The sequence below is a fragment of the Pseudobacteriovorax antillogorgiicola genome, assembly GCF_900177345.1.
Taxonomy (GTDB): Bacteria; Bdellovibrionota_B; Oligoflexia; order Oligoflexales; family Oligoflexaceae; genus Pseudobacteriovorax; species Pseudobacteriovorax antillogorgiicola.
The window spans coordinates 340,436-358,652 of sequence record NZ_FWZT01000002.1; the positions used below are offsets into that span (position 1 = coordinate 340,436).

The following is an 18,217-nucleotide window of genomic DNA, read 5'->3' on the forward strand; positions in this document are numbered from 1 at the left end:
ATCAAGCCTAAAAAAACAGCTAGCTGCGGCCGGTCTTAATCTGCAACTATGTTAGAATAGGTTTCATAATTAAGCCCCAATGCACCATAATGCTATCATGATCAGCATGATAAGCGGATGAGGGGAGTCGGTTTTTGGTAAGGATTGCAGCCCATGGGGTCTATTTGCGAATCTTGATTTTAGCACTGATGATGGGCACTTTGATATCTGTTGGTTTTTGGCCACAGACCCTTTGGGCACAGATTCACCGAGCGCCGATTGTGATCAAAGCCAAAGACATCGCTCGTGCATCCCGCTACCCCCTCAACTTTTATCGACTTTATCGTAGCTCAGCAGATGGTACAGCAGTTCCGATTCCCTTTCAGATCGATGAAGTTAACGAAGTCGGCGACTATGTGCTCGATCAGGGGGTGCAGCCGAATATAAAAACGTCTAATGGTTATTTTGACCATATCGACGAGTTATCGTTAATGGGGGATGATGTCGGGCCAAAGATTCCTCCAAGTCGATGGAATGGGCCCAAGCCGCAAATCGTCTTTGAAATAAATTTTCAACTTGCCCAAAACAGCGATGAGTCTGTAAAGGAAGGTGCGGTCTACTTAGGTATTTTTTTCTCAGGGGCTCCTGAGCTAAGCACGAAGAAATATGTGGTTTTTAATCTTGATCAAGATTTAATCAAAACCTCTCGATATGAGTACGTCTTTGATAAGAAAAATTATCTTGTAGTCAAACATATCGATATGCTTCGCAATGATCAAGATCCTGTGAGAATGATCGATTCATCGACTTTTTATATGAAGGCGGACCTCAAATACTTTCTAACCGTAGATGCCAACCACCGCTCGGTGAATTCAAGTTTAGAAGCGTACAAAACGGGGCCGGTGAGAACCATTGTTCGCGTCAATTTCTTCTATTCCTTTCTAAATCTCAATTTTGAAGTAGGCATGTATACCGAAGTCAGCTTTTTTAGTAATTCGGTGATCTTACCTGCAATTATTTATAATCCCATAGATGGAACCAAGAATTTGAATGATGGTTCGGGTTTCTATTATGGTTTTGGCTTCACTAAAAATCCTAGCCAATATGAATTTAAGACCAATATGGATCACGCTATGGATCGTGATAAAGGGCTATTAGGTTTGTTGAGAGCGCGACCACTCAAGGCACTCTACTGGGCAAGTTTGGTCGGCAGTGATAGCATGATGTATGTTGAGCTGAGACCTTCAGAGTCGATGCTCCGTGAAAATAACGTTCCAAAAGTCTACTTGGACAACAAGTCATTTGATGAGCTGAAAAGTCGTGATAATGATGACATTTTGCCTTTGGGGCAAAGTCCGGTTAACCTAGCCCTGGCTTTTGACTTGACCAAGTTTAGCAAAGGGGAGCAAATCATGGCATTTCAATTATTCTTTGAGAATCGTAAGGACCCGAAAATCATCGAAGCCTTCAAAACACTCAGTGATTGGCAAGTTAAGATTAAAAGGATTTGACATGGAACATCGTATCCCAGGATCACAAACACTCCGTGATCTACCTATGGTGGTCTATCTGCAAGGAGATGAAAAATTCATCCAAGACTTTGCGATCGATGCTGATAAGGCCATGGATTACCTTGGAATCAAACGATCTCGCCTCACCCAGATATCTGGTCGGGAACTCCGGGTCGGACGCATTCGCAAAGATCGCTATATCAGGCCGGTTTACCGGGTAAAGGATTTGGAAGACTATAAGTCTTGGACCCGAGCCACAGCTACCAGCCAGAGTTCTTCAAAGGTGATGGAGAAGGCGATTCATAGCCTATCTGATCAATGGAATGAGTTTAAGTTAGAAAGCCAATTTGTTTGGCAGGACATGGCAAAAAAGCTCAAGCGAGATGTGCTGCAAGGCCAGTTGTCAGAAAAAAGCTTGATGAAGAGGCTATTTGAGAAGACAGCACGAGAGCAGAATGCCTTGATGAAAGGTTTATGCAGCCGTATCGACCAGTTAGAGGATGTCCTACTCAAGGTTCAAAGTCTGACCCATAAGCATAAGGCGAAGGTAGATAAAGAACTAAGCCTCATCCACGATGTTCAAGAGTCTCTGCATCTAGAAGTTCATCGACTTTCCGGGCTTTTCAAAGGTGCTGAAGATCGAAGGAAACAGTCTGGCGACGATGGTCTTGTGAGGCAAAAAAGGCTTGAAACATTGTTGATCAGTTTAGTCGAAAAGGTCGAGCAGCAAGGCTTGGAATTACAGTCTCTAAAGAAAGATCAGGCAGCCCTGTCTCAAAGTTTAGAAAAGGCAAATCAGAAGCTGGATACTGTGGTGAGGGATGTCGCGAAAGATCGGGCCTGGTCGCGAAAGCGATTGAGTCGCAGCCTAGCCCGGCCAGGCTTGAAGGTCAGTAAGTTTCGCCAGGAACACCTTAACTAACTTAGAATTAGGTGTCTCTGAATGAAACTTCCCTAAGAGGTGACATTGCTTTTGATAAGTTCAACGAGTTTGGCAACGGCTCGCTCTACTGAGATGTCACTTGTATCGAAGAAGTAAGCATCATCCGCCTGCTTCAGTGGGGATGTGCCCCGGGCAGCGTCCTGCTTGTCTCTTGCTTCAATGCTGGACTTAATCTCTTCCAGTTTGCTACGGTCCGTTTCTTTATCAGGGCCACCTTGCAATTGGATCAGGCGGCGCTTGGCGCGTTCCTCAATGGAAGCAGTCATAAAAACTTTAAAGTCTGCGTCTGGAAACACCACAGTTCCGATATCGCGTCCATCAACAATAGCACCTATGGGTGATTGGAGAGAGAGCTTTCGTTGCAGTGGCAGGAGTTCCTCCCGAACTGCAGGGTTCTTAGCAATGAGGCTCGCATCTTTACCAGCTTGGTCGGTATAGAGTGCATCGCTGAGATCTTCGCCAAGATAAAAAACCTTCCCGGCTTTCGGGTCCCAGCTAAGATTTTCTGTAAAATCGCGCACGATCGACCGAAGTAATTCAGAATCTTGAAATGATCCATTTTGGCGTCTGCAAATCAGAGCTATAGAGCGATAGAGAAAGCCAGTATTCACATAAGTCCAGCCCAGTTGTTGACAGGCCATAGCACAGACACTGCTTTTTCCAGAGCCAGCGGGACCATCGACTGCTACGATCTTACACCGTTCTTTGCCTTTCCCTACGGAAGGTTTCATGGACAACTCCTCTTTCGCCTTGGCTGCAATTTCAGGATTCAAATTTATCGAGCTCCTCGTAAAAATTGGGAAAGCTTACGGCAACACAGTCGGGGTCGATGATCTTACATGGACCCTGGGCAAACTTAGCCATGATGGCGCCTGCCATAGCTAAGCGGTGATCGCCTTCACTATCGTAGGTGAAAACCTTGGATTGGGAAAGTCCGCCTTGGATGAAAAGGTCATCCCCCTGAATCGAACAGGTGCAGCCAGCCAAAGTGAGCAGCTCGTAGGTTTTCTCCAGTCGGTCACTTTCTTTGACGCGCAATTCACCGAGTCCTTTAAAATGAGATGGGGTTTTAGCGAATGCCGCAGCGACAGCTAAAATAGGTATTTCATCGACTAAAGTTGGGACTAAGGCCTCTTCAATTTCCACTCCGGAAATTGGAAAGCTACCTTCTACCTCAAGATCCACTGTGGGCTCAACGGAAACATCGGATGATTCGCTAGGTTTTTTTAAAAGCCGATCGCTCATCCGCCCCAGTACTTCAAAAAAGCCAGTACGAGTGGGGTTATCCAGCATCGATTGGATCACTGTCCGTCCTTTGGGGCGTATCAATCCCAAAACTGCAAAGAATGCTGCGGAGGAAGGGTCTACGGGAATATGATAGTTACCTGAAGGAATGGTAAATGGACCTTGCAGCCGGACCGTTTCGACGTCACCCTTAATGGAGGTTTGGCAGTCAGCTCCCAATGCGCGAAGCATATTTTCAGTATGGTCCCGTGAGCCTTTTGGAAGTGAAACTTCTGTTTGCCCATCAATTTGTAAACCAGCCAACAATATTGCAGATTTGACTTGGGCTGTCGCCTTGTCAATATGATGTTTGGCAGCCCGTAGCTCTTGCCCCTCGATCGTTAGTGGCAGTGTTTGACCGTGGTCGGGTCCGTCATAGTGCCCGCCAATAGCTCTTAGTGGCTCCGTGACTCGGCCCATCGGACGCTTTGAAAGAGATTCGTCGCCAATGAGGGTGCAGCGTAATCCAGGCATGGATGCAAATAGGCCAGTAAGCAACCTTGCTGTAGTGCCACTATTTCCACAATCAAGATCTTCCTTAGGATTTTTGAAGTTTCGCCATCCCGGTGAACTCACCAAAATCTTGTCGTCTTCGATGCTAAAGCTTACTCCCAGCGCTCGAAAACAATCCATTGTGGATCGGCAGTCAGCCCCTAACAGTGGAGAATAAATAGTACTTTTCCCTGAAGCTAGGGAGGAAAACATGATCGCTCGATGGGTCAAAGACTTGTCGCGGCCGCAGAGGGATTCCACAGTTTGGCCATGATCTTGGAGTGGCGTGATGGTCTTGATTGTCTGGGTCATGATGGGCCTCGGGAGAAGGAAATCCTCGAAAAATAGACAAATGATGCCATTTTGTTAGCATTAGTCAAGGCACTATGCACCGTATATTCGTAGGGCCTACGAAATTTACTACATAAAAAAAGCTAGGCTGCTATGATTATACAGGTAATAAGTTGCCAATATCATAAAGGTCTTGGTAAAATAATCGACGAGGCTAGAGACTAATTAAGGGGATACCCATGGTAAAATCAGAGCTAATCGAAAGTCTCGCAGAAAGAGCGGACATAACCCTTGCGAAAGCTGAAGAAGTTGTAGACCTGTTTTTTAATGGTGTCACAGAAACTTTGGCCAACGGAGACCGTGTCGAAATCCGTGGATTTGGAGCTTTTACTGTTCGAGAATACAAGTCTTACAAAGGTCGTAACCCTAAAACTGGAGAGCAGATCACTGTTCCCCCTAAAAGGTTACCTTTTTGGAAGACAGGCCAAGAGCTAAAGCAACGCGTCGACTCAGCTTTTCTTAGTCGAAGTCAGGCCGAGGGTTCAGAAGACTAGAGTCTTCTGGCCTCGCGTGGGTATAAGCTTGCCAAGCCTCGGTGATAACGGGGCTTTTTCTGTTTCTTCAAAAAGTGCAGGCCGTCACTTGACAAACGACACTCCAGCTACAAATTTCTCCTGTTGAATTACCTGGCTTAAGAGGAGCTGTTAGCGATGCCATTATACGAGTTTCGGTGTGGGGAGTGTCAGTCAGTCTCAGAGTTTCGCATGAAAATGTCTGACCCAAACCCAAGCATTTGCCCAGAATGCGGTGCTGAGTCATTGACTAAAATCATGAGTGCGGCGGCCTTTCATCTGAAAGGTGGGGGATGGTATTCCGAGGGATACGATGGCAAGTCTAATAAAAGCAAAAAAGATGAAAAAGCTGACAGTTCAAGCTCAACAAAGGCTGAAGACAAGTCACCTACCCCATCATCGGAATCAAAGCCAAAAGAAGCTAAGCCAGCAAAGTCAACTAGCAGTGAATCCAAGGCAGGCGCCACGTAGCTGAGGGCCCGCTAGTCATTCATGAGTAGATTTTTAGCTTTGGTTGGCAAGAAGACGCCTTCATCATCGAACTCCGATTCGACGTAGATCCGGTGAATGACGATATCTCGATTGGATGTGATCACATCGCTGTAGTCTTCAATCGGCACCACTCTAGGAAACTGTTTCTCATCTTTTTTTATCAGCCGCAGATAATTGCTACTTTTTTGATTGGCCCTTCTTGGGCTAAACCTAGTCAACGAGCTGCCTGAAAAGATGGTTTCAAATGGAATCTTCTTATCAGCGAGCAGCTTAGCAGCGAAAGAAATATGTTCTTCTGATATCGTGGTTCGCGGCCCAGAAAGCTCAAAGACTCGCTTCCATAGTTTGCGGGTGTAGAGCAAGTCGTCTACTTTCTTCTTAAACAGCACCAACTCTGATTCACTTAAGTGCTCTTTAGCTGCCGACATCAAGGTTTCGCCAATATTATATTCATCAATCCTAGAGTAACGCTCCACTCCTGCTGGCAATCGCCAGTAGTTCAACCTGTTAGCTAAGTGCTGCATCATTGCTTCCGCAGATACGGAAGACTTATGAAAATAGAGCTGCAAATACATGGAGTGGCGCGCTCTAAGATAGTCTTCGAACGCAGCTAACCCAGACAGATTGATGGCAACATGTAGCTTCTGGTCCTCGTCGTCGTGATAGAGGCAAAGGCTATCGAGAATGCGATCCACATCAAAGACCCCGTAGACTACACCACACTCCCGAGAGTCGCGAAGCAGATAGTCCATTCGATCAATATCAAGCTCCCCCGAAATGAGTTCGCGGCACAGATCGTAGGCTTGGTACTCCTTCAGTTTTGAGCCTTCCCTTGGTGGAATTCCAGGATTGATAAGCGAAATCACATCTTGAGGGTCGACCTTGATATTCAGAGCAGGATTTTTTAGATACACGTGACTGAGTATTTTATCGATCATCAGGATCGAATAGATCTCGTGTCGTACCGATTGCTGACTGGGATCGATACCTCGGATTTCAAACTCTTGGATCTTTCGTTCGACGTAGGCTTTGATGTAAGGCGATAGATCGGGGTTATCTTCCTTTAGTTTGGTCCATGATGGTAGGAAGCGCTCGCCACTATGAGAAAATGGGGGGTGCCCTACATCGTGTAGCAAGGCTGCCAGCCGGAGAGCTTGCAGAATATAGTCTGATTGGAAAATTTTGCCCATCAACGAAAAGGTTGGGGAGATGCGACCATGAATCACACCATCCTTCCCAGTGGAACGTTTTTCCATTTCCTCAAATTCACCATAGCGGATCAGAGTGTTGTAGAGCCGTTCTTGGTTAGCAAGGAGTTTGCTCCAAGCAACTCCCGCCAAATGCATGACGCCTAATGAATGCTCAAATCGGGTATGAGTGGCCCCTGGAAAAACGTAGTTCAAAAACGCCAATTGCTTGATGCGACGTAGCCTTTGAAAGTAGGGGTGAGCGATGACGGCATCTTCCAGTTCACTGATATCAATGCTACCGTGAACGTTGCCTCGGATTCTTCGGACAATTTCTAATCCCATACCTTGGTTCCTTAAGCCTGATAGTGAGTGCCGATAGCATCAGACAGGAATTGAATTCCTTGAGCGTCCATTTCTGCTTTCAGCTCTTCTAGAAGTTTCGCCACGACCCATGGTCCTCGATATACCAGTGCTGAATATATTTGAACGGCGCACGCACCGCGGACGATTTTTTGCAAAATATCCCCTCCAGATAGAATACCACCTGAGGCGATCATTGGTAATTGACCCTGGTGCACCTGATAAGCCCACTCTAAACTGCGGTTTGATAAGCTCATGAGTGGGTGCCCGGATTGCCCTCCCGCTTCGGGCCAACTGACCTTATGAGTATTGCTTAAAATAACCCCCTGAAACCCAGCGTCACAGATAGTTTCAATCAATGATTGGAGTTTAACGCGACTCATATCGGGATCGAGTTTGAACCAGATCTTCTCCCGGATATCTTGATTATCTTTGGCTAACTGTTTTAGAAACTCGTCGTTTGCCAAATCACGTAGACCAGCTGTATTTGGGGATGATATGTTCACCACATAGTATTTGGCCATACCACGAAATGTTTGCAGCCCGTGATTAAAGTCTTCTATAGCTGCTAGCTCGGTAGTGGATTTATTTTTGCCAATGTTAACGCCAAGAGGGGTTTGGTTGTGATCCCAGTCGAGCTCTTGTAGGCGCTCCCGAACTCGTTCACTGCCGTGGCTATTAAATCCCATGCGATTGATAATGGCTTTCTGCTCGGGGTAACGAAACATCCGTGGCTTTGGGTTGCCCTCTTGGGGTCTTGGCGTAACGGTGCCAACTTCAAGAAACGATAAGCCAAGTCTAGAAAATCCATGGGGAGCGAGACAGTGCTTATCAAACCCAGCAGCTAAGCCGATGGGGTGGGGTAAGCTACCAACACCGGGGACATGACTTGTCATGTTTTCAAAAAGAGGGCTCAAATTGGGTCTGGGCAAATATGAAAACATTGGGGAGGCAAGCAACTTGATACCTAGGTTGTGAGCAGTTTCGGCGGGGAGAAGCCGAAGGCAGGCTGTTCCAAAACTTCCCAGCTTGGTGGCAAAACTTCTTGAGACTGTTGGCATATGTCGTCCTTTCCCATGATTGCGCTTATTCAATAACGCTTCCCATCCAGACAAGCAAGCCAAAGTATCTATTTTCCTTCGGTAAACCCTACATCCGTCAATAATCTGTCGGGTCACACAGTAGCCTGAAATGGGTTATAATAGAGGTGAACCACCAGCTCCACGCCCTTTCGGGCGCGAGATATAGACGCTATCATATTGAAATTTTTCAATGAAACCCATCTTAGATTGGGAGGCTGTTTTGTTTCTAAGCGGCATAAAGTATCAGCTGGAACACGATACGAATACCTACACCTATCGATTTCACAATGCCGAGTCGCGGTTTCGAAATGTGGTGATTCACTTCGATGGTCAGGACCCCGAACACTTGAAGTCGGCCCTTCTTTATGCCCTGACTGGCCGTGTCATTTCACCCATAACGGCAGTTCTTCTCTTTCTTGTGGATAGCAATGGCGATCAGTGGCAATTAGAGCGTCGGGGAGACCGATCTCGCTTTAGTAAAAATCGGCAAGCTATGGAGTCTGATGGTGAACAGCAGTTTAGGGAGGCCCTCCTTGATGGGCCAGATTCTGAAAGCGTCTTGTTTGACATCTATAAAATTAGCTACCAGGAAGGTGGGCTAACAGCACAACGGGATGGTAAGGAAAGCCAGGTTGCGAGAGTTTTTCATGAGCGAGGTCAGAAAAAACTCGACGACTTGATAGGAGCCTGTGCTGGTTTTCTTACCTCTAGTCATAAAGTATCCCTACCTAATTTAGTGAGCTTCGCTCGCAAGTCACGTAGCTTATTGACGGAATGGAGTGAAAGCAGCAGGCACCTGAACCTGCTTATGGAAAAATATGGTGCTCTTCAGGAAATCGATAGCACCGTAGTGGAAACACTAGAGCAAGAGTTGAATTTGCTCCGACGACTTGAGAAAGATGCCGAGTTTCTCAACGATCCCTCTCGGTCGTTTGATGTGATGAAACAAAAATTGAGGCGGACTCACAAGCAGCTCAGTAGCATTTGCGAAAAAAATCAAATCCTCCAGCTACCAACCCTTGATCAAGAGATCGATTGGGGGAAAGTGATCAGTTCCCTGGCTCGCCTCCAGGCTTATGAAAAGCTAGAGCAAGGTTATCGGAATTCTTTCAGTCACGTAGAAAATATGGTCAAGCCTCTCTTCCAGGAACATATTCGTTCTATGAGGGGGTTTCTATCTGAAGATAAACGCCTCTTGGGCGAAATCGAGCAGTCACTACAATCGTTAACCAATCATTGTCAGACGATTCAACAAGAGCAGCAGTCTAAAAATCAAGATAAGAGCATGCTGAAAAAGCTCTTCGGTGAGCGTGAAAATGCTCATGCAATTCCAAGTCCAAGACCAGATATTTTAGACTCAAGTAGATCGGCAGTGGATCAGGTTCTACGAGCATTGGGCTCCATGTGTTCAAATTTAGAAGTCATGACAACATCCTACACCGAAGGTTTGGATTCAATTCAGGAACGTTATGAGAAAGTTGTGAAGGAGCGCGGAAAGGCAAAAGACGAATGGCTTGTCATAGCGAAACGCTATCAGTTCGATCCTGCCATGAATCTTAAGTCGATGCTCAACTTGATCAGCAATCTAGGTCAGATTTCCAGTCTCTATTCGCAGAAAAAAGATTTCAAGATAGAACTCACCAGCTATCGGAATAAACTCAAAAAGTTAGAAAAGATTGTCTTGGATTGGAGAGCGCTTACAGGCAGCCAGAAGTCAGGCGATCTTGATCAGGTTTCGATTTTGATATCCGAAGTGAGAAGTTTGGTTCAATACAAGGGTAAGAAAGAAGATCAATTGATCAAGGCTAGGAAACTTATCACGAAGGTTGATTTTTTCCAAAGCCTACGCCGCAACTATGAGACTTCGATCAAGCAATGTGAGAGTCAATGGCGCAAAAACTTCTCACTGCTAGATCTTCCCTATACAGAAATTGGTGCCAAAAATTGGAATCGCTTCTTTTCAATGGTTGACCAATGCGAAGCCTTTGCAGAAATTTTAGATGATGATACCCAAACTCTTCAGAATGAGGAGGTTTTTAGTTTAAGAGCGCTCTCTTCACCATTGAATATCTTTGCGCTTGAACCTATGGCGAAAGAGGGTCAGCTAGAGTTCATAAGGCAGATAGAAACCCTTTCTCCTCATTGTAACTTGCTGATTATACTTTACGATAGAGATCTGGCAGAGATGCTGATCAAGCTAGGAGTCGGTTATTCTAAGGCGATAAGGTCTAAGAACATCCCTACAAACGAAGAGAGTTCTGAAAAAAATAAATCTTCTCATGATCCCGTCATGTCAGAGAAAGCGAGAGCAGCACTTGAGTTATTTAAAGGCCGCAATGGTGCTCTATCTCACGAATAAGACCGTGCTTTAGTGAGAGGCAGCAGTTCTTAGCAAGCATCAACTTAGGATCCTTCTTTATGTGCTTACCGGTTTGATGAAATTAATTCTCTAGTAAATCGAGGAATTAAAAGGAAAAATAATCCGAACTTTAAAGCACCACTTTTGGGCTATAAGATGCTAAAAATAAAAAAGAAAAAAAAGCTAAAGATGGTTCGAGCCTATAAAAGCAGGAAAAATTTGTGAAGGCTTCCTTTAGGAAATAAATATGGCTCCGATAAATTTGTCAACAAAGAGGAAGTAAGGAGTTCGCTGATATTTTCTATCCTCTTATTTTTGTGCTAACATTTTCATTGAGACAGCACAATGGTTTTTCTAGCAAGGTGTGTTTATGAGAGTTCCGCTCTCGTTGTCCCGTGTGGGACGCATATTTACTTTATTTAGGAGGATTGTTCGAGTATGAAAGCGACCACGAAGAAGGCCGGGGCAAAGAAAAAAACGGCTAAGAAGAAAACAGCTAAGAGAAAAGTAGCTAAGAAGAAAACAGCTAAGAAGAAAAAAGCAAAAAAGAAAGTAGCTAAGAAGAAGGCTACTCGGAAGAAAGTAGCTAAGAAGACTGTAGCAAAGAAGAAGGCCACTAAGAAAAAAGCTAAGAAGAAAGCTGCTAAGAAGAAGGCCACTAAGAAAAAAGCTAAGAAGAAAGTAGCAAAGAAGAAGGCCACTAAGAAAAAAGCTAAGAAGAAAGCTGCTAAGAAGAAAGCTGCTAAGAAGAAGGCCACTAAGAAAAAAGCTAAGAAGAAAGTAGCAAAGAAGAAGGCCACTAAGAAAAAAGTAGCCAAGAAGAAAACGACCCGTAAAAAGGCAGTTAAGAAAAAGGCTACTAAAAGACGAACAACCCGTCGTAAGGCAGCAGCTCCAGCAGAGGAAGAGTGAAATTTATCGCTACTAAAAAGCGCCTATCAATGATAGGCGCTTTTTTTATTTCTTAGACTTATCGATCGTATTTCAAATCGCACTTGTAACTCTCTCAACTAACTCCTGAAGCTTTATTGGCTTGGCTAGAACATCTTCAGCCCCTGCTGAAATGGCTTCTTCGCGGGTGTTGTCGCTATAGCCGGTGATGAGAAACACCTTAGGACGATCTGCATTATGGTTCTTGATATCTTCGAGAAGTTTCATACCGCCACCCTTGGGCATACGAATATCGCTGACGACGAGGTCGGGGTCTTCTGTTTTTACTAATTCGAATGCAGCCGCAGCATCGTGGGCAACAAAGGTTTCGAATCCGTGACTATCGAAGGTAAATGACATCATTTCACAGATATCTACTTCATCGTCGACGATGAGAATCTTAGGCATGCGGTTACCTCTTAGATAGAGTTCAGTAGCAAATGAGCACCCTTTGAAGAAAGTATAACTATTATCTCACACTTTCTAAAGGCTAGGTGTCAACTACATCAATTCTGACTGTCTTACAGCCGATCAGCGCAGCTAGCCATTGGTTTATATTAACACAATTATTACATCAGGTTCTAGAGGACTTGCGGCTTGCTTGAGGCTGGGTAAGAGCCCCGAATAGATTCGGGGCTACGATAATACGAAACGATGATTTATCTAGGTTTTAGAATAATCAATAAACCCTAAGATAAGTTTTCAAAAACACCGGCTGCGCCCATGCCATTGCCAATGCACATGGTAACAATTCCGTACTTTTGCTTATCCCGTTTCATGCCATGGATCAAAGTAGCAGTAAGCTTTGCCCCTGTGGCTCCCAAAGGGTGACCAAGAGCGATAGCACCGCCGGTTGGGTTCACGATTTCAGGGTTAATATCTAAGGTTCGAATGACAGCGAGAGCCTGAGAAGCGAAAGCTTCATTTAGCTCAAAGCGCTCGATATCTTTTATTGTTAGCTTAGCTTGCTTAAGAGCGCGGGGAATTGCCTCGATTGGCCCGATACCCATAACTCTAGGGGGAACCCCTGCCACAGAGAATCCTAAGAAACGAGCCGCAGGTGTCAGATTATGGGTCTTCAAAAACTCCTCTGAGACCACTAAGCACATCCCTGCACCATCCGACATCTGTGACGCATTTCCAGCAGTCACAGTGCCGCCAGCTAAGAAAGCTGGCCTTAGCTTACCAAGAGCTTCTGTTGTTGTTTCGGGCCGAGGGCCTTCGTCGGTATCGAAGGTCACAGTATCCACCTGAGGCACTCCGTCTTTACCGGGGCGACGAATCTCCACTGGTACCGGTACAATCTCATCCTTGAACAGGCCATCAGCGATGGCTTTTGAAGCCTTCATGTTCGATTGGTAGGCGAACTCATCCTGATCATCCCGAGTAACCTTGTAGTCCTTTGCAACGTTTTCAGCCGTGTGCCCCATTCCAAGATAGTATTCCTGCCGTTTATCTTGACCACTCATAATCGCTCGGCTACCAACAGGCTTATGGCCCATCATGGGAACCATTGTCATGGACTCAGTACCACCAGCTAAGATGCAGTCTCCAGCTCCCGCTTGGATCTGATGAGCCGCCATAGCGATGGTTTGAAGCCCTGAGCTACAAAAACGATTGACTGTGACACCGGCCACGACATCTGGCAGGTCGGCAAGAAGAGCCGCTATACGAGCCACATTCATGCCTTGCTCTGCTTCTGGCATGGCGCAGCCAACAATAGTGTCCTCAATTAAGCTGCGATCGAAGTCACCAGCTTTTTCCAAAACTCCCTTGATCACATCGGCGCAAAGATCATCAGGTCTCTTGCTACGGAGGGTACCTCGGAAGGCTTTGCCTACAGCCGATCGATAGGGCGCTACGATATATGCATTTTTCATCTTCGATCCTTTCTTAGTTTCTAAGCGGTTTGCCAGTCTTTAGCATGTGTTCGATACGATCTTGAGTCTTCTGCTCGGTACATAGTTCGAGGAAGACGCGACGCTCAAGATCGAGGAAGTACTGCTCATTGACTCTTTGGCCGCCATCTATTTCACCGCCACAGAGAACTGTTGCTACCTTTTCTCCAATAAATGCATCGTATTCAGAGATCTGACGCCCTTGGACCATATTGTAAAGCATCATTTTAAAGGTTTGGATACCAGGGTCACCGACCACTTTGATTCCCTGAGCAGGTATCGGTGGCATATAGCCACGGCCAAACATCTCAAGGACCATCTTCTTCGCACGATCGATTTGGTGGTCTCTAGAGATGATGACTTCAGCAGTCTGAGGATACAGACCCATTTCGATCGCTTCCTGTCCAGACGTGGAAGTTCTGGCCATACCAATCAGCATGAAAGCTCTTTGTAAGAAAGGCATTGGGTCGCCCATCTCGGTGAGATCCATCTGCTTATAAGCTCTGAGAGCTAGCTCTTTAGTACCTCCCCCACCAGGAATTAAGCCAACACCAACTTCAACGAGACCAGCAAAGGTATCATTAGCAACGAGTTGTCGAGAGGCGTGGAGAGAGACTTCGCAACCACCACCCAAGACCAAACCTTGAGGGCAGGAAACACTAGGGAATGGGGCATACTTGATCATCTGCACGGCACCCTGGAAGCGTCTTAAGAAGCCATCGAGCTCTTCGAATTTCTTCTCTTTGCAGGCTCCTATGACCTCCCTTAGGTCAGCTCCGGCTGAGAATACTTCACCATCGTTACCAATAACGAGGCCATCAAAGTCTGCTTGGACCTTCTCCACAGCCTTGATGGTTTGCTCACAAATATCGCTATTAAGGGCGTTCATCTTAGAGTGGAAGGTAAGGCAGGCGACTCCATCACCAATGTCGACTAGGCTGGCATTTTTGCTCGAAAGAACGACGCGCTTGTCTTTGGGGTTTTGGAATCTTGGCAGGTAGTACAGATGCTCTTCTTTGGGGATCTCGCCGTGAGAGCCTTGCTTACCCATAAACTGGGATTGTGGACCTTCCATATGCCACTCCGTGGAGTTCGGCATAGGTTTATAGAATTCGATCCCTTTCTTAACCCAATCCGGTAGCTTGACCCCATCGCTTTCCATACGGTCAAGTATTTCGTCATGACCAAGAGCTTGCCATAGTTGGAAGGGGCCCCACTCCCAATTGAAGCCCCATTTGATGCTGTTATCAACAGCCAACGGCTGATTGTTAGCAATCTCTTCAAGGAGGATAGCTGAATAGGCCATACTATCTCGTAAAATACGCCATAAAAATTGAGCATTGTTATCATCCTGCTTCAAGACGAATTTCAAACGCTCGATGGTGTCAGGCATCTTCTTTGCTTCAGCCATCCATGGAGAAAGTGTCGGAGCCTGCTCAACATAGTCACCACTTTCTGGGCGGTAGGCGAGTATCTTAGTTTTTCCACCGTCCTTGGTTTTCATGTAGGCGCCTTTTGAGCCAGACTTTTGGCCTAGGTGGCCCTTCTCTATAAGCTCAGAGATCCATTTAGGTGGTAGGAACCAGTCGCGATAGGGATCTTCAGGAGCGTAGTCATAAACATTGCGAGCCACATGAGCGAAGGTGTCGATGCCGACAACATCCATGGTCCGAAGGGTCGCGGATGGTGGTCGACCCATAAGCTTACCGGTAAGGGCGTCAACAGTCTCAACATTGAGTCCAAGGTCTTCCATATGCTTGAGAGATGACTGCATATTGAAAACACCGATACGGTTGGCAATAAAGTTGATCGTATCATTGGTGTAAACAATGCCCTTGCCAAGACGTTCTTTAATCCAGGCTGAAAGCTCGTCAACCATTTCCATGTTGTTTTTGGCATGGGGGACGATCTCAAGCAGCTTCATGTACCTTGGCGGATTGAAAAAGTGAGTTCCAAAGAATCGAGCCTGGAAACTGTCATCCATGTCTTCACACATTTTAGCCATGGATAGGCCAGAGGTGTTACTCGTAATGGGTACATCGGTACGGGCATACTCTGCAATTTTTTTGAGCATGGACTTTTTGATATCGATGCGTTCGATAACAGCTTCGATCACCCAATCACAATCCGCAAGGACCGACATGTCGTCGTCAAAGTTTCCCGGAATGATATTTGGTAAAACACTTGGTGATACTAAAGGCGCTGGCTTAAGTTTTTTAAGGTTTTCAATGGCGAGAATCGCTGGAGTCGATCGGAAGTTTTTGCCAACTGCCTTGGCAAGCTTCTTATCTTCTGGTGCTTTGTCGCTGGATAAATCTAACAGATGCGTTTGAACTCCTGCTGCTGCCAGGTGGGCCGCGATCTGAGCGCCCATGACTCCTGCACCCAGGACGGCAGCCTTTTTGATTTTTAAGGCCATTCAAAACTCCTTTTAAAATTGATAATTCATAATCTGCCCGCATTTATGTCGACTGATATCAACGATCAGGCTAAACCCCTTACCGTTCATCAACACCTCACAAGTGAAGGCTGAATGACCGTTCGTTGGCCCAACAAGTCTCAGTTGCCCTGCCCTTCCTGGCTCAACAAACATACCCAAGACTCCAAAAGAGCCTTTTTCAGGTTTTCGAGAATAAAAACTATCGGAGGATAACGTGAATCGCAAGGGCTGATCAACTGCATTAAACAACCGCTTCACTTAACTTGTTAGTGGAATCCTAAGGGCAAGGGGATCTATAGCTTGTAAATTAACGAGATGGTGAGATCTCATGTGCAGTGGCAAGACTGAGGAAGCCATGCAACTAGGCTTCCTCAGATAGTCATCGATGACTTAAATTTGAGCTAACCAATCGCGAACTTTCTTCGCGGTTTGATCAGGTGTAAACCCATAAAGTTTTTCTAGATCTCCAGCGGGAGCGCTATGACCATACTGATCGAAACCAATGTTAAGCCCCATACTACCGGTATACTTTTGCCAGCCAAGAGTGACGCCGGCCTCAATGGAGACTCGCTTGACCATTCGTGGAGGAAGGACCTCGTCGCGATACTCTTGTGGTTGCTCGTCGAAAATCTTCCAACATGGCATGGACACAACACGGACATTCAGGTCGGTAAGCTCAGCGGCAGTCGCTCGTGCGAGCGCAACTTCTGCGCCAGTGGCAATCAAAATCACATTTGGCTCAGCTTCGGTGTCTTGTACGACATAGGCACCACGACCAGCATTTTGGACGGTGTCGAGATCGATATCAAGAATCGGGAGCTTCTGGCGTGATAGACAGATAGCTGACGGTCGCTTTTCAACCAATGCCGTTTTCATTAGCACCTGAGTTTCGAAAGCATCGGCAGGGCGCATGACGAGAAAGTCTGGAATCAGGCGCAGGGACATCACGTGCTCTACAGGCTGGTGTGTGGGTCCATCTTCACCAAGATAGAAAGAATCGTGGGTGAACTCATGGATGACTCGCACTTTTTGAATGGCACCGAGTCGTAGAGCGGGACGTGAGTAGTCAGCGAACGAAAGGAACGTTGCATCAAACGGGATCACTCCTCCATGAAGTGCCATGCCGTTACAGATTGCGGACATAGGAAATTCACGGACACCAAAGGCAAGGTTACGATTGCCATGATGATCACGATCGAAGTCACCGACCTTTTTGGCAAATGCACCAGTCATGTTTGACGGCTCTAGATCGGCGCTACCACCCATCAGGTTGGGGAGTTGGTCAGCCCATGATTCCAGAACATCGCCGAAGGCATTGCGAGTGGCGACAGGCTTGCTGCGATCCCAAGCAATATCCTTGAGGTGGCTAAAGTCAGACTCGAAGCACTGGCGATATAGTTCGGAGAAACCTTCGTCCTTCATCTTTTCATCGAGCATCGCATGCCATTGCTTGACTTCACTACGAAGTTTGTCGAAGTTTCGGCGGAAATGGTTGATGGAGTCCTCAGGAGCGTAGAATTCTTCATCCTTGAGGCCCATTTTTTCTTTGGTTTTAGCCTTTTCTTCAGGGGGGAGAGGTGCACCATGAGTTTTGTGGCTACCTTCCATGGAAAACGCGCCCTTGGCCATGGTTGTATCGCCAATGATCAAGAGAGGCTGCGTGCGACCAGTTGATTGTGCGTGATCCATGGCTTCTCTTAGCTTGCTGTGGTCGTGGCCATCAACCTCAAGCACATCCCAACCAAAGCCTTCGAAAATCTTTTGGTAATCATCGGAAACAGAGCGATCGATCTGACCAGAAATCTGGATTTTATTGCGATCGTAGAACCAAACAAGGTTGTCCAGCTTTAAGTGACCAGCCAGAGATGCAGCTCCCAAGGTCACACCTTCCTGCATGCAGCCGTCACCCATTAGAACCCAGGTCTTTTGCTTAAAAACTTCGGTGCCAAACTTAGCACCCAAATGCCTCGCAGCGATGGCAAAGCCAACAGACATGGCAGCACCTTGACCAAGAGGTCCGGTGGTGCACTCTACACCAGGGGTCATGTAGTTTTCGGGGTGGCCAGGGGTGCGTGAATGAAGCTGACGAAACTTTTTGAGGTCATCCATCTCAAGCCAGCCCACATGCTGTAAGAGAGAGTAGATCAACATAGATTCGTGACCTGCACTCAAGATGAATCGATCGCGGCCTAACCATCCGGGGTTATCGGGATCGAACTTAAGGTATTCAGAGAATAGGAGATAAGCAAAGTCCATACTGGACATCGCGCCGCCGGGGTGGCCTGAATTCGCCTTGCTAACGCCATCGATAACAAGACCTTTCAGAACGTTAATGGTCTGGATGTCATTCATGGGAGCCCTCATGATTTCTATATGATTCCGATTTGCGGGCGG

The 18,217-nt window shown here is 46.4% G+C and carries 14 protein-coding genes; 6 read left to right on the plus strand and 8 right to left on the minus strand.

Annotation, left to right across the window (positions count from 1 at the left end; all coding sequences use genetic code 11):
- Positions 1-134 precede the first annotated feature (134 nt).
- Both B9N89_RS03905 and B9N89_RS03910 read left to right on the plus strand, forming a co-directional pair.
- On the plus strand, positions 135-1,490 hold the full coding sequence (locus B9N89_RS03905; protein ID WP_132315156.1) for a hypothetical protein: 1,356 nt from the start codon (positions 135-137) through the stop codon (positions 1,488-1,490).
- A gap of 1 nt (position 1,491) precedes the next feature.
- Complete coding sequence (locus B9N89_RS03910) at positions 1,492-2,412, plus strand: hypothetical protein (protein WP_132315154.1); 921 nt, start codon at positions 1,492-1,494, stop codon at positions 2,410-2,412.
- Between the two features lie 32 nt (positions 2,413-2,444).
- On the opposite strand, the gene cmk is transcribed toward B9N89_RS03910, so the two are convergent.
- On the minus strand, positions 2,445-3,164 hold the full coding sequence (gene cmk / locus B9N89_RS03915) for a (d)CMP kinase (protein ID WP_132315152.1): 720 nt from the start codon (positions 3,162-3,164) through the stop codon (positions 2,445-2,447).
- Between the two features lie 31 nt (positions 3,165-3,195).
- On the minus strand, positions 3,196-4,521 hold the full coding sequence (aroA, locus tag B9N89_RS03920; RefSeq protein WP_132315150.1) for a 3-phosphoshikimate 1-carboxyvinyltransferase: 1,326 nt from the start codon (positions 4,519-4,521) through the stop codon (positions 3,196-3,198).
- Positions 4,522-4,739: 218 nt separating this feature from the next.
- Here aroA and B9N89_RS03925 point away from each other — a divergent pair, with 218 nt between their 5' ends.
- The gene (locus B9N89_RS03925) at positions 4,740-5,054 is read left to right on the plus strand and encodes an HU family DNA-binding protein (protein WP_132315148.1); all 315 of its coding nucleotides are present in this window, start codon (positions 4,740-4,742) and stop codon (positions 5,052-5,054) included.
- A gap of 156 nt (positions 5,055-5,210) precedes the next feature.
- Complete coding sequence (locus B9N89_RS03930) at positions 5,211-5,543, plus strand: FmdB family zinc ribbon protein (RefSeq protein WP_132315146.1); 333 nt, start codon at positions 5,211-5,213, stop codon at positions 5,541-5,543.
- Between the two features lie 11 nt (positions 5,544-5,554).
- On the opposite strand, the gene B9N89_RS03935 is transcribed toward B9N89_RS03930, so the two are convergent.
- The gene (locus B9N89_RS03935; RefSeq protein WP_132315144.1) at positions 5,555-7,096 is read right to left on the minus strand and encodes an HD domain-containing protein; all 1,542 of its coding nucleotides are present in this window, start codon (positions 7,094-7,096) and stop codon (positions 5,555-5,557) included.
- Positions 7,097-7,107: 11 nt separating this feature from the next.
- Entirely contained in the window at positions 7,108-8,175 is a 1,068-nt protein-coding gene (locus B9N89_RS03940; RefSeq protein WP_132315142.1) for a quinone-dependent dihydroorotate dehydrogenase, read from the minus strand.
- A 211-nt stretch (positions 8,176-8,386) separates the two neighbouring features.
- Between B9N89_RS03940 and B9N89_RS03945 the strand changes: the two genes are divergently transcribed.
- Both B9N89_RS03945 and B9N89_RS03950 read left to right on the plus strand, forming a co-directional pair.
- Positions 8,387-10,555, plus strand: a complete 2,169-nt coding sequence (locus tag B9N89_RS03945; protein ID WP_132315140.1) for a hypothetical protein — start codon at positions 8,387-8,389, stop codon at positions 10,553-10,555.
- A gap of 438 nt (positions 10,556-10,993) precedes the next feature.
- Positions 10,994-11,467 carry a histidine biosynthesis protein HisIE gene (locus tag B9N89_RS03950; protein ID WP_132315138.1) on the plus strand — a complete coding sequence of 158 codons (474 nt, stop codon included), beginning with the start codon at positions 10,994-10,996 and terminating at the stop codon, positions 11,465-11,467.
- Positions 11,468-11,539: 72 nt separating this feature from the next.
- Here B9N89_RS03950 and B9N89_RS03955 read toward each other — a convergent pair whose 3' ends face one another.
- The 4 genes from B9N89_RS03955 to tkt form a co-directional block, all read right to left on the minus strand.
- Positions 11,540-11,893 carry a response regulator gene (locus B9N89_RS03955; protein WP_132315136.1) on the minus strand — a complete coding sequence of 118 codons (354 nt, stop codon included), beginning with the start codon at positions 11,891-11,893 and terminating at the stop codon, positions 11,540-11,542.
- 281 nt (positions 11,894-12,174) lie between these two features.
- On the minus strand, positions 12,175-13,365 hold the full coding sequence (locus B9N89_RS03960; RefSeq protein ID WP_132315134.1) for an acetyl-CoA C-acyltransferase: 1,191 nt from the start codon (positions 13,363-13,365) through the stop codon (positions 12,175-12,177).
- 13 nt (positions 13,366-13,378) lie between these two features.
- Positions 13,379-15,802 carry a 3-hydroxyacyl-CoA dehydrogenase/enoyl-CoA hydratase family protein gene (locus B9N89_RS03965; RefSeq protein WP_132315132.1) on the minus strand — a complete coding sequence of 808 codons (2,424 nt, stop codon included), beginning with the start codon at positions 15,800-15,802 and terminating at the stop codon, positions 13,379-13,381.
- Positions 15,803-16,213: 411 nt separating this feature from the next.
- Positions 16,214-18,175 (minus strand): transketolase, encoded by a 1,962-nt coding sequence (gene tkt / locus B9N89_RS03970; protein WP_132315128.1) that lies wholly within the window; start codon positions 18,173-18,175, stop codon positions 16,214-16,216.
- Positions 18,176-18,217: the final 42 nt, after the last annotated feature.